The organism is Actinomadura madurae (assembly GCF_047130825.1).
GTDB classification, from domain to species: Bacteria; Actinomycetota; Actinomycetes; order Streptosporangiales; family Streptosporangiaceae; genus Spirillospora; species Spirillospora madurae.
Map to the genome: position 1 here is coordinate 3,431,151 of NZ_CP083237.1, position 12,594 is coordinate 3,443,744.

General features: G+C 74.3%; 9 protein-coding genes. 5 read left to right on the forward strand and 4 right to left on the reverse strand.

Annotated features, from left to right (window positions below; all coding sequences use genetic code 11):
• Positions 1–19: 19 nt before the first annotated feature.
• Positions 20–403 carry a MerR family transcriptional regulator gene (locus K8Z49_RS15500; protein WP_075022649.1) on the forward strand — a complete coding sequence of 128 codons (384 nt, stop codon included), beginning with the start codon at positions 20–22 and terminating at the stop codon, positions 401–403.
• Positions 404–443: 40 nt separating this feature from the next.
• Entirely contained in the window at positions 444–3,695 is a 3,252-nt protein-coding gene (fdh, locus tag K8Z49_RS15505; RefSeq protein ID WP_143118607.1) for a formate dehydrogenase, read from the forward strand.
• Between the two features lie 47 nt (positions 3,696–3,742).
• On the opposite strand, the gene selD is transcribed toward fdh, so the two are convergent.
• The 3 genes from selD to selA are packed head-to-tail and all read right to left on the reverse strand — an operon-like array spanning position 3,743 to position 7,874.
• Complete coding sequence (gene selD, locus K8Z49_RS15510; RefSeq protein ID WP_075022647.1) at positions 3,743–4,783, reverse strand: selenide, water dikinase SelD; 1,041 nt, start codon at positions 4,781–4,783, stop codon at positions 3,743–3,745.
• Complete coding sequence (locus K8Z49_RS15515) at positions 4,780–6,546, reverse strand: selenocysteine-specific translation elongation factor (protein WP_244938377.1); 1,767 nt, start codon at positions 6,544–6,546, stop codon at positions 4,780–4,782. The genes selD and K8Z49_RS15515 overlap by 4 nt, the downstream gene beginning before the upstream one ends.
• On the reverse strand, positions 6,543–7,874 hold the full coding sequence (gene selA, locus K8Z49_RS15520) for an L-seryl-tRNA(Sec) selenium transferase (RefSeq protein ID WP_143118606.1): 1,332 nt from the start codon (positions 7,872–7,874) through the stop codon (positions 6,543–6,545). The genes K8Z49_RS15515 and selA overlap by 4 nt, the downstream gene beginning before the upstream one ends.
• A 99-nt stretch (positions 7,875–7,973) precedes the next feature.
• On the opposite strand from selA, the gene K8Z49_RS15525 reads away from it, so the two are divergent.
• From K8Z49_RS15525 to K8Z49_RS15535, 3 genes are all read left to right on the forward strand, one after another.
• On the forward strand, positions 7,974–8,492 hold the full coding sequence (locus tag K8Z49_RS15525; RefSeq protein ID WP_075022646.1) for a MarR family winged helix-turn-helix transcriptional regulator: 519 nt from the start codon (positions 7,974–7,976) through the stop codon (positions 8,490–8,492).
• Positions 8,489–9,328, forward strand: a complete 840-nt coding sequence (locus tag K8Z49_RS15530) for an EamA family transporter (RefSeq protein WP_075022645.1) — start codon at positions 8,489–8,491, stop codon at positions 9,326–9,328. The genes K8Z49_RS15525 and K8Z49_RS15530 overlap by 4 nt, the downstream gene beginning before the upstream one ends.
• A 99-nt stretch (positions 9,329–9,427) precedes the next feature.
• Entirely contained in the window at positions 9,428–10,681 is a 1,254-nt protein-coding gene (locus tag K8Z49_RS15535) for a PucR family transcriptional regulator (RefSeq protein ID WP_235206470.1), read from the forward strand.
• A gap of 9 nt (positions 10,682–10,690) precedes the next feature.
• Here the strand turns inward: K8Z49_RS15535 and K8Z49_RS15540 are convergent, their stop codons facing one another.
• Complete coding sequence (locus K8Z49_RS15540) at positions 10,691–12,466, reverse strand: fatty acyl-AMP ligase (RefSeq protein WP_412519357.1); 1,776 nt, start codon at positions 12,464–12,466, stop codon at positions 10,691–10,693.
• Positions 12,467–12,594 lie beyond the last annotated feature (128 nt).

Below are 12,594 nucleotides of genomic sequence, written 5' to 3' on the forward strand. Positions count from 1 at the left end.
TGACGGAGGTCCGGGCGGCATGCGCATCGGGGAACTGTCCCGCAGGACGGGCGTCAGCCAGCGCCTGCTGCGCTACTACGAGGAGCAGGGGCTGCTGCGGCCCGTCCGGCTCGCGAGCGGGTACCGGGAGTACCGCCCGGACGACGTGGCGCTCGTCCGGCGGATCCGGTGCCTGCTCGGCGCCGGGCTCGGCACCGCGACGATCGCGACCGTCCTGCCGTGCCTGCGGGACGAGGGCGAGCGGCTCGTCCCCACCTGCCCGGACATGCTCGGGGAACTGCGGCGCGAGCGGGACCGGATCAGCGACGCGATCGAGGGCCTGGAGCAGTCCCGGTCGGTGCTCGACACGGTGATCGGCGCGGGCACCGCCGCCGGGGTGTTTCGCGGTCCGGGCGAGGGGTAGGTGGACCGCGCGCCGAGGTGAGCAGGATAGGGGCGGTGACGTGGGCGTTCGCACGTGGATCGAGTCGTGGCCCGTCTACCGGCAGTTCACCGGCGGCGATCCGCTGGGGCGCGGCGCGGCGGCCAAGAGCGCCGGCAGCGAGCGCCTCGAAGCGCGGGTGAGCACCGCCGACCAGGTGGTGAAGTCGGTCTGCCCCTACTGCGCGGTCGGCTGCGGCCAGGACGTCTACGTCAAGGACGGGAAGGTCACCCAGATCGAGGGCGACCCCGACTCGCCGGTCAGCCGCGGGCGGCTGTGCCCGAAGGGCTCGGCCAGCCTCCAGCTGACCACCGGGTCCGGCCGCGAGCACCGGGTCCTCTACCGGCGCCCGCACGGCACCGAGTGGGAGCCGCTCGACCTCGGCACGGCGATGGACATGATCGCCGACCGGGTGATCGAGGCGCGCCGGCACGGCTGGCAGTGGGAGGACGAGGGCGTCCGGGTGCGGCGCACGCTGGGCGTCGCGAGCCTCGGCGGCGCCACCCTCGACAACGAGGAGAACTACCTGATCAAGAAGCTGTTCACCGCGCTCGGCGCGGTGCAGATCGAGAATCAGGCCCGCGTTTGACACTCCTCCACCGTTCCCGGTCTGGGAACCTCGTTCGGACGCGGCGGCGCGACCACCTTCCAGCAGGACCTGCAGAACGCGGACTGCATCGTCGTCCAGGGCTCGAACATGGCCGAGTGCCATCCGGTCGGGTTCCAGTGGGTGATGGAGGCGAAGGCGCGCGGCGCGAAGGTGATCCACGTCGACCCGCGGTTCACGCGGACGAGCGCGCTCGCGGACGTCCACGTCCCGCTGCGCGCCGGCAGTGACATCGCGTTCCTCGGCGGGATCATCAACTACGTCCTCCAGAACGAGAGGTACTTCCGCGACTACGTCGTCCCCTACACCAACGCGTCGGTGATCCTTTCCGAGGAGTTCCTCGACACCGAGGACCTGGACGGCGTCTTCTCCGGCCTGAACCCGGAGAACCGCAGCTACGACCACCGGACGTGGCAGTACGAGGGGCTGGAGGTCCAGTCGGCCGCCGGCGAGCGGGACATGGAGTACGAGGACCGGGTCGAGGCCGTCTCGGAGTCGGGACGCGGCGAGGCGCACGGCTCCGGCGGCGCGGCGATCGGCGAAGGCCACCCGGACCGGGACCCGACGCTGGAGCATCCGCGCTGCGTGTTCCAGGTGCTCAAGCGGCACTACGCCCGCTACACGCCGGAGATGGTGGAGCGGATCTGCGGTGTCTCGCAGGACCAGTTCCTCCAGGTCTGCGAGATGCTCACGGAGAACTCGGGCCGGGACCGGACGTCGGCGTTCGCGTACGCGGTGGGCTGGACGCAGCACACGGTCGGCGTCCAGTACATCCGGGCGGCGTCGGTGCTGCAGGGCCTGCTCGGCAACATCGGGCGTCCGGGCGGCGGCATCCTGGCGCTGCGCGGGCACGCGTCCATCCAGGGCTCGACGGACATCCCGACGCTGTTCAACCTGCTGCCCGGCTACATCCCGATGCCGCACGCGCACACCAACGAGGACCTGGACGCGTTCATCCAGGCGGAGGCGGCGCGCAAGGGCTTCTGGGGCGACATGCGCTCCTACTTCGTCAGCCTGCTGAAGGCGTACTGGGGCGACGCCGCGACGGCGGACAACGACTACCGCTTCGACTACCTGCCACGGCTGACCGGCTCGCACAGCACCTACGAGACGGCGATGGCGCAGATCGAAGGGGTGTGCAAGGGCTACTTCCTGATGGGCGAGAACCCGGCCGTCGGGTCCGCCAACGCCAAGATCCAGCGGCTCGGGATGGCGAACCTCGACTGGCTCGTCGTCCGCGACTTCTCGCTGATCGAGTCGGCGACGTGGTGGAAGGACGGCCCGGAGATCGAGACGGGCGAGATGCGCGCCGAGGACATCGGCACCGAGGTCTTCTTCCTGCCCGCCGCCGCGCACACCGAGAAGGACGGCAGCTTCACCAACACGCAGCGGATGCTCCAGTGGCACCACCGGGCCGTGGAGCCCGCCGGGGACGCGCGCAGCGACCTGTGGTTCATGTACCACCTCGGCCGCGTCATCCGGGAGAAGCTGGCCGGCTCCACCGACGAGATGAACCGGCCGGTCCTCGATCTGACCTGGGACTACCCGACGCACGGGAGCCTGGACGAGCCCGACGCCGAGGCGGTGCTCGCCGAGATCAACGGGCATGACGCCGACGGGAACCCGCTGTCGTCCTACACGCAGCTGAAGGACGACGGGTCCACGTCGTGCGGCTGCTGGATCTACTGCGGCTGCTACGCCGACGGCGTCAACCAGCCCGCGCGCCGCAAGCCCGGCAAGGACCAGCACTGGGTGGCGCCCGAATGGGGCTGGGCGTGGCCGGCGAACCGGCGCATCCTGTACAACCGGGCGTCCGCCGACCCCGATGGCAGACCGTGGAGCGAGCGCAAGGCGCTCGTCTGGTGGGACGCCGAGAAGGGCGCGTGGACGGGCCACGACGTGCCCGACTTCATCGCCGACCGTCCCCCGGACTACCGGCCGCCGCGGGAGGCGACGGGCCCGGACGCGCTCGCCGGCGACGACCCGTTCATCATGCAGGCGGACGGCAAGGCGTGGCTGTACGTCCCGGCCGGGCTGATGGACGGCCCGCTGCCGACGCACTACGAGCCGCAGGAGTCGCCGTTCACCAACCCGCTGTACGGGCAGCAGCGCAACCCCGTCCGGCACCTGCTGCAGCCGCACCCCGACAACCGGTACGGGCCGAGCGGCGCCGAGCCGGGCGCTGACGTGTACCCGTTCGTCGCGACCACCTACCGGCTCACCGAGCACCACACGGCGGGCGGCATGTCCCGCTGGCAGCCGTACCTGGCGGAGCTCCAGCCGGAGTTCTTCTGCGAGGTGTCGCCGGAGCTGGCGGCGCGGCGGCGGCTGGAGCACGGCGGCTGGGCGACGATCGTCAGCCCGCGCGCCGTCGTCGAGGCGCGGGTCCTCGTCACCCGGCGGATGCAGCCCCTCGTCGTGGACGGCCGGACGCTGCACCAGGTCGGCCTGCCCTACCACTGGGGCCCGAACGGCTACAGCACCGGTGACGCCGCGAACGAGCTGCTGCATCTCTCCCTGGATCCGAACACCCACATCCAGGAGGCGAAGGCGCTGTCGGTCGACATCCGGCCGGGCCGCCGGCCACGCGGCACGGCGGCCGTGGCGCTGGTCCGCGAGTACCGGGAGCGCGCCGGCGTCACGGACCGGACGGGCACCGAGGTTTAGCGGACGCAGTGGTTCAGCGGACGCAGTGGTTCAGCGGACGCAGTGGTTCAGCGGACGATCAGCGGGTGCCCGGCGGCGGGGACCAGCTCGCCGATGACGGGCGCGCCGGGGATCTCGCCGGCGATGAGGAGCCCGCCGGACGTCTGGGCGTCGGCGAGCAGGAGGCGGTCGTCCTCGCCGGTCGCGCCGAAGTCGGTGTGCGGGGCGACCCAGTCGAGGTTGCGGCGGGTGCCGCCGCTGACGTACCCGGCGCGCAGGGACTCGCGGGCGCCGTCCAGGTAGGGGACGGCGGCGGCGTCGACCACGGCGGTGACGCCGGACGCCCGGGCCATCTTGTAGAGGTGCCCGAGGAGCCCGAAGCCGGTCACGTCGGTGGCGCAGACGGCGCCCGCGGCCAGCGCGGCGGCGGACGCGTCGCGGTTCAGCCCGACCATGGTCGCGACGGCCTGCTCGAAGACCTCGCCGGTCGCCTTGTGCCGGTTGTTCAGGATCCCGAGGCCGAGGGGCTTGGTCAGGGAGAGGGGCGTGCCCGGCTTGCCGGTGTCGTTGCGGAGCAGGCGGGCGGGGTCGGCGACACCGGTGACGGCCATGCCGTACTTGGGTTCGGGGTCGTCGACGCTGTGCCCGCCGCCCACATGGCAGCCCGCCTCGGACGCGACGTCCAGGCCGCCGCGGAGCACCTCGCGGGCCAGGTCGAAGGGCAGCACCTCGCGCGGCCAGGAGAGGAGGTTCACCGCGACGACCGGGCGGCCGCCGACCGCGTAGACGTCCGACAGCGCGTTCGCGGCGGCGATCCGGCCCCAGTCGTAGGGGTCGTCGACGACGGGGGTGAAGAAGTCGGCGGTGGCGACGGCGGCCAGGCCGTCCTGGAGCCGGACGACGGCCGCGTCGTCGCCGGTGTCGAGCCCGACGACCAGCTCGGCATTGGGCATGGGAGCCGGAGGCGCTCCGGAGGGCTCGGGGGGTCGTCCCCCCTCGGAGAGCACGGCCGGGGAGCGGGTCAGGCCGGCGACGACGTCTTCGAGCTCGCCGGGCGGGATCTTGCAGGCGCAGCCGCCGCCGTGCGCGTACTGGGTCAGCCTCTTCATGTCGTCCCTTCGATGCAGCGGCGGCGGAGGTCGTCCACCCTGACCGTGTAGCCCAGCTCGTCCAGGTGCTCCAGGAGCGGGACGGCGACGCGGCGGGTCGTGCCGAGGGCGCGCCGGGCCTCGCTGAGCGTGAAGGGGCCGCCGAGCTTCGCCAGCAGCGCGGCGGCGCGGGCGTCGTCGCCGGGGAGCAGGACGATCCCGTCGGCGACCTTGAGGAGCGCGCCGGTCGCGGCGGCGACGGCGATCATCTTCGGCGTGAGGCCGAGTTCGGCGAGCCGGCCCGCGTCCGGCGCCCGGAACGGGTGCCGGTCGAGGTCGCGGCGGACGGCGTCGACGGCCTCCCGCACGTCCGGGGGCAGCTCGGGCGCGGTCGTCCGGCCGTAGATCCGGCCGTCGCGCTGCCGCATGCCCTCGGCGAGGGCCTCGACGAGGGCGCGGTCGGGCAGGCCGAGCGCGCGGCGGGCGGCGTCGGCGGGGAGCCCGGGGTCGGTGGGGTTCGCGGCGGCGTGCTCGTCGACGGCCGTTTCGAGGCGCCCGCGCAGGCCGTCCCAGTGGTCGGGGTCGGCGAGCCAGTCGCCCGCCACCGGCTCGGCCGGGACGGGGACGCCCATCGCGACCAGGTCCGCCCGCTTGATCAGGCCGCGCCGCCGCAGCTCGCCGGCGCCGTCCGGGCGTCCGGTCATCGTGGCCAGCACCTGGGCCCGGGACGCGGCGGCGCCGCGCCGGGTGAAGGGCTCCGGGCGGACGTCCAGCACGGTCACCCCGGCGGGGACGCGATGGCGTCCGGGGTCGCGGAGCAGGGCGACGTCACCGACGCGCAGCGGCAGCGCGCGCCGGAGCGAGAGCCGGGCCGTGTCGTCTCCCAGCGGGCGGACGTGCGCCGGCACCGCCGCCGAGCCCACGTGGAAGACCAGCTCGCGCGGCAGGTCGCGGGCCGGGTCGCCGTGCAGCCGTACGTCGAGGACGTCCGCGGCGAGCCAGCGTCCGGGAGTGAGCAGGGCGTCGCCGCGGCCCAGCTCGCCGGCGTTCCCGTGCAGGTTGACGGCGACGCGGGCGACGGCGCCGACCCGCCGGTGGTCTTCCTTGAGGCTCTGCAGGCCGCGGACGCGGAGCACCTCGCCGCCGGAGGCGAGACGGTCGCCGACACTGATCGTCCCCGCGCCGAGCGTGCCGGTGACGACCGTGCCCCGGCCGCGGACGGTGAAGACCCGGTCGATCCAGAGCCGGACGTCGGCGTCCTCGTCGGGCCCGGGGAGCGAGGCGGTGAGCCGTTCGAGGGCGGCGCGCAGGTCGTCCAGGCCGTCGCCGGTGGCGCCGCTGACCATGACCGCCTCGACCTCGCCGAGCGAGCCGGCGGCGATGTGGCCGAGCGCCTCGTCCCGCACGCGGGCGGCCGTGGCCGCGTCGGTGAGGTCGCGGCGCGTGACGGCGAGCAGGCCGTGCCGGACGCCGAGCGCGTCCAGGACGGCGAGGTGCTCCTCGGACTGCCGCTGCCAGCCCTGGTCGGCCGCGACGACGACCATGACGGCCGGGACCGGCCCGACCCCGGCCAGCATCGTGGTGACGAGGCGCTCGTGGCCGGGGACGTCGACGAACGCCAGCCGGCCGCCGCCCGGCAGCGTCGTCCAGGCGAATCCCAGCTCGATCGTCAGGCCCCGCCGGCGCTCCTCCTCCAGCCGGTCGGGTTCCATCCCGGTGAGGGCGCGGACGAGGGTGGACTTCCCGTGGTCCACGTGCCCGGCGGTCGCGACGACGTGCATCATCGCCCCGCCGCCGGCACGGCGTCGGCCAGCGCGTCGTCCAGCGCGTCGTCCAGGCCGGGCGGCACCGAGCGCAGGTCGAGCAGGCAGCGGCCGTCCTCGACCCGTCCCATCACGGCCGGGGAGCCGCGCCGCAGCCGGGCCGCGTACGGCTCGGGCAGCGACACGGCGGCGCTCGGCAGGACGACGCCGGGCGCGCCGCCGCCCCCGACCGCCGCCTCGCTCTCGACCGCCACCGCGTCCACGCCCCGCTCGCGCAGGCGGGCGGCGAGCCGTTCCGCCCGCTCCCGCAGCACCGCCGCATCGGCGTGCAGGGCCTCGTCGGTGGGGGTGCGGGGCCCGCGCAGGGTCGCCTCCAGCGCGGCGAGCGTCAGCTTGTCGACCCGGAGCGCGCGGGCGAGCGGATGGCGGGCCAGCCGCCGCACCAGCTCGTCCCGGCCGAGGACGAGCCCGCACTGCGGCCCGCCGAGCAGCTTGTCGCCGCTGGCCGTGACCAGGTGCGCGCCCGCCTTCAGCATGGACGCGGCGTCGGGCTCGCCGGGCAGGAGCGGTTCGGGGGCGAGGAGGCCGGAGCCGATGTCGGCGACGACCGGGACCCCGAGCCCGGTCAGCTCGGCGACGCCGGCGGCCCGGGTGAAGCCGGTCATGCGGAAGTTCGAGGGGTGCACCTTGAGGATGAAGCCCGTGCCGTCGCCGACGGCGGCCGCGTAGTCGTCCGGCGCGGTGCGGTTCGTGGTGCCGACCTCGCGGAGCCGGGCGCCCGTCGCGGCGAGCAGCTCGGGGATCCGGAAGCCGTCCCCGATCTCCACCATCTCGCCGCGGCTGATGATGATCTCCTTGCCGGGCGCGAGCGCGGTCGCGGCCAGCACCAGCGCCGCCGCGCCGTTGTTGACGACGTGCGCGGCCTCCGCCTGCGGGACCCGCTCCAGCAGGGCCGCCAGGGCGGTCCGCCCGCGCCGTGCCCGCCTGCCGGTCTCCAGGTCGAGCTCCACGTCGGTGCCGCCCGACGCCACGGCCACGGCCTCCCGGGCGGCGTCCGAGAGCGGCGCCCGCCCGAGGTTGGTGTGCAGCAGGACGCCGGTCGCGTTGATCACGGGGCGGAGCCCGGCGGCGGTCGCCGGCAGCGCGGCGACGGCGGCGCCGGCCACCGCGTCCGCCGGGATCTCGCCGTCGCGGGCCCGGCGCTGGGCGGCGACGACGGCCGCCTTCACCACGCCGCGCCCGAGCCGACCGGCCGCCTCGGCGAGCCGCGGATCGGCGAGCAGCACGTCCGTGCGGGCGATCCTGCGCCGCCCGTCGACCTGCGCGTCGGGTGCGGCTCCGCGATCCATCAGGCGACCTCCGAACACCAGCGTTACCCGCCAGCATGGCACGCAAACGGCACCGCGCCGAGGCTGGACACACCGGCGGTCTGCTATCATGCATGAGTCATGCATGACCGATTGGCGAACCTGCTGGGCGCCGCCTCGCTCGCGGTGACCGACCTCGTCCTGTCCGGCGCCACGGGCGCCGGAGGGGTCGGCCCGACCGGCGCGGCGGCGCTGGTCGTCCTGTCGAACGCGCCCGATCTGGGCGTCACCGAGCTCGGGCGGCGGGTCGGGCTGACCCAGTCCGCCGCCGCCCGGATGGTCGACGGGCTCCAGGCCGCCGGTCTCGCCCGGCGCCGTCCCGGTGGCGGGCGGGCCGTCCACGTGCGGCTGACGCCGAAGGGCGAGGACGCGGTGCGCGCGATGCTCGACGCCCGCGACACGCCGCTGGCCGAGACGCTGGCCGTCCTGGACGAGAACGAACGGGAGACCCTGACCGGCCTCCTGGCCACGCTGCTGGCCCGCCTCTACGAGCAGATCGGCGACTCGGAGCTGATGTGCCGGCTCTGCGACCGGCGGTGCTGCACCACCGGGGCCGTCTGCCCGGTCGGCCAGGCGGAGCGCGACGCGGGAGGCGAGTGATCGGCATCCTCGCGGCCCTCGCCTCGGCGCTGCTCTACGGCATCGCCGACGTCTGGGGCGGCCTGCTGTCGCGCCGCGCCGACTTCGCCGCCGTCGCGCTCATCGGGCAGATCGGCGGGCTCGTGTGCGCGGTCGCCGCCGCGCTCGCCGTCCCCGCGCCCGGCGTCGCCGCCGCGGACCTCGGCTGGGGCGCGGTGTCGGGCGTCGGGACGGGCCTGGCGATGGTGTTCCTCTACCGCGGCATCGGCCGGGGGGACCTGAGCGTCGTCGTCCCGGTCAGCGCGGTCGGCGGGGTCGCGCTGCCGGTCGTCGCCGGCGTGGTGTTCCTGGGCGACCGTCCCTCGGCGGCGGCGTGGGCGGGCATCCTCATCGTGCCGCCGGCCCTGTGGCTGGTGTCCCGGTCGCGGCCGGACGACCAGGGCAGGGTGCGCGCGGCGCTCGGCAACGGGCTCCTCGCCGGCGGCGGGATCGGGATCCAGTACCTGGCGCTCGCGCAGGCCGACGGATCGGGCATCTGGCCGGTGGCGGCCGGGAGGGCCGCGGCCGTCCTCGCGATCGCGCCGATGATGTGGTCGCCCGGCCGGCGGCCCCCGTCCCCGGGGCTCTGGTTCTGGTCGGCGGTGAACGGGGGCCTCGCGGCGGCGGCGCTCGTCTGCTACCTGCTCGCCACGCGCGAGCAGTTGGTCGTGATCGCGGTCGTGCTGTCGTCGCTGTATCCGGTCGTGCCGGTGCTTCTCGGCGTGTTCGCGCTGCGCGAGCGGCTGTCGCGGACGCAGGCGGCCGGACTCGGCGGCGCGGCGGCCGCCGTCATCCTGCTGACGCTCGCGGCGCGATAACGGAAATGTGACAAGGAATCCAACGGTCTTGTCATCGATGTGAGTGTCATGAGTGACGCGCGTTACCTAGCCTGGCGGCCCGGGTGTCCGCTCATGGAGGTGACACTTTTGACGGAGCTGCACGAGAGGTCCGCCGAGACGGACGGCCTGTCAAAGGAGCCCTGGCGCGACGTCCCCCGGGACGAGGCGCAGTGGATGCGCCCGCACCTTCCGGCCCTGGTGGACTCCATGGTCCAGGGCGTGCTGCGGCACGTTCCCGAGTACGCGCGGCCGGACGACCCCGTGTACACCGAGGTGATGCGGCTCGCGGTCGCGCAGGGCATGGGCCATTTCGTGCAGATGATCGCCGACCCGGACGCGTCCTGGCAGGAGGTGCACCAGGTCTTCTTCGACATCGGCTACGGCGAGGCGATCGAGGGCCGGGGGCTGGAGCACCTGCAGAACGCGCTCCGGGTCGCGTCCCGGACGGCGTGGCGGTACCTGTCGCGGGAGGCCGACCGGCTGCGGAAGCCCCGCCGGCTGGCGATCGCGCTGACCGAGGTGAACTTCGCCTACCTGGACCTGCTGGCGTCCGCCGCCGCGCAGGGCTACGCGCGGGCCCGGGAGAAGACGGCGGGCGAGCGGGAGCAGCGGCGCGGCCGGCTGCTGAGCCTGCTGCTGTCGGACCCGCCCGCGCCGAAGGACATCATCGCCGAGCAGGCGAACCTGGCCGGCTGGACACTGCCCGAGCGGCTCGCGGTGATCGTGCTGAGCCCGCGTCCCGGCAGCGGCGGGGAGGGCCCGGCGGGGTTACCGCCGTCCCTGCTGAGCGGCCTCGACCGGGGCCGGCCCTGCCTGGTGATGCCCGACCCGGACCGTCCCGGCGGGCCGGACCGGCTGACCGCCACCCTCGGCGGGTGGACGGGCGCGGTGGGGCCGTCGGTGCCGGCGGACCAGGCCGGGGTCTCGCTGCGCTGGGCGCACCGGGCGCTCGACCTCGTGGCGGCCGGGCGGCTCGGGCGGACCGGGTCCGGCACGCTCGTCCACGCCGAGCGGTACGTGCCCGACCTGCTGCTGCAGGAGGGCCGGACGCTCGCCGAGGCGGCGGCGCGGCGCCGCCTCGCCCCGCTCACCGCGCTCGGCCCGCACCGCGGCGCCCGGCTGGCGGCGACGCTGCTGGAATGCCTCCGGCACGGCTTCAACGCGACGGACGCCGCCGAGGCGCTGTGCGTCCACCCGCAGACGGTCCGGTACCGGCTCGCGCAGCTCCACGAGATCTTCGACTACGACATCGAGGACCCGGCGATCCGGCTGGAGCTGATGCTGCTGCTCCCCGTCTGGCTGAGCACCGGCGGGGACGGGGAGCACGCGTGAGCCGCCCGCTCACTCCGGGCGGGCCGGTGGCTCGGTGACCGGCAGCCTCCCTTCGAGGTAGGCGAGGCGGCAGGCGGACCGGGCGATCTTCCCGCTGCTGGTCCGCGGCAGGCCGCCCGGCTCGATCAGCACGAAGTCGTGGACCCGCAGGTCGTGCTGCTGGTTGACGGCCGTGCGCACCGCCTGGGCCACCTCGTCCTGGTCGAGCAGCGCGATCGGCACCCGCCGGTTCCGCTCGGCGACGACGACGAGGCCCTCGGTGCCGCCGGTGTCGTCGGTGTCGTCGCTCACGGCGGACACCGCGCAGGTGTACTCGCGGCGGATCGCCTTGTGCGCGCCGGAGACGGTGAACTCGATGTCCTGCGGGTAGTGGTTGCGCCCGTCGACGATGATCAGGTCCTTGATCCGGCCGGTGACGAACAGCTCCCCGCCGTGCAGCACGCCGAGGTCGCCGGTGCGCAGCCACGGCCCGCCCGGCAGGTCTCCCGAGTGGGCCAGCTCCGCCTCGAAGGTCTCCTTGGTCGCCTCCGGACGTCCCCAGTAGCCGCCCGCGACGTTCGGGCCGTGCACCCAGATCTCGCCGACCGTCCCGTCCGCGAGCCGGGCGCCGGTCTCGGGGTCGGCGATGGCGACGTGCTGGCCGTAGGACGTCCCGCAGGCGAGGAGCCGGATCGCGCCGGGCGCGTCCGCGTCGCACGGCTCGGCGACCCCCCGGCGCAGCTTCTCGTGGTCGAACGCCGCGCGGGTCGGCTCCTTGAACCGGGACGACGCCGACACGTAGACGGTCGCCTCGGCCAGCCCGTACGCGCACACCTGCGCCTCGGGCCGCAGCCCGCAGCCCTTGAACGCCTCGTAGAACCCGCTCAGCGTGCTCTCCCGGATCGGCTCCGCGCCGTTCATGAAGACCTGCACGCCGCTGAGGTCGAGGTTCCTCTTCTCCTCCTCGGTGACCTGCGCGGTGAGGTACTCGTAGGCGAAGTTGGGACCCCCGGTGAACGCGTGCTTCTGCCGGCTGAGCAGTTCCAGCCACCGGACGGGGCGCATGACGAACGCCACCGGGTCCATGATCACGCCCGGGTTGCCGTACACGAGCGGCAGCGCGACCGTGGTGACCAGGCCCATGTCGTGGAAGACCGGCAGCCAGTTCACGCCGGACGACTCGCGCGGGATGCCGTCGAACGTCCGCCACAGCTGCTCGGCGTTGGTCGCGAAGTTGCCGTGCGTGATGATCACGCCGGCGGGGGTGCGGGTCGAGCCGGACGTGTACTGCAGGTAGGCGATGTCGTCGGGGTCGATCGGCTCCGGCGTCCAGCCCGGCGACTGGTCCACCTGGTCGGCGACGATCACCGCGGCGGGCTCGCGGACCCGGTTTCCGTCCAGGAACGACCGCACGTGCGGGAGCGCCGCGCTCGTGGTGACCACGACGTCGGGCTCGGCGTCCCGGTAGACGGCGAGGAGCCGGTCGCCGTGGCCCGGCAGGTCCGGGGAGAACAGCGGGACGCCGATCACCCGGGCGTACATGGCTCCGAGGAACCCCGTGACGTAGTGGAGGTCCTGCGGGGCGAGCAGCGCCACGCGCCGTCCCGGTTCGGTGGCGCGGCGGATCGCGGCGGCGATGGAGCGGGCCCGGCGGTCCAGCTCGCCCCAGGTGACGTCCGTGGCGACGCCGCCGGGGTCGAAGTTGTAATCCATAAAGGTGTAAGCCCGATCGTCGGGGAAGTCATCGACAAACCCGGCGAGCCGCTCTATCAGCGGAGTACGGTCGAGTGTGGGCAGTTCGGTCATATGCATTCCTCCATGGAGACCCCCGGCCGCAGGCGGGGGAGGAAAGATATTTCTGCAAAACCGGGGCAGAGAAGAACCAACTGACATGAGGACTGGCCACCATTGACCAAGCGAGCACACACACTCAC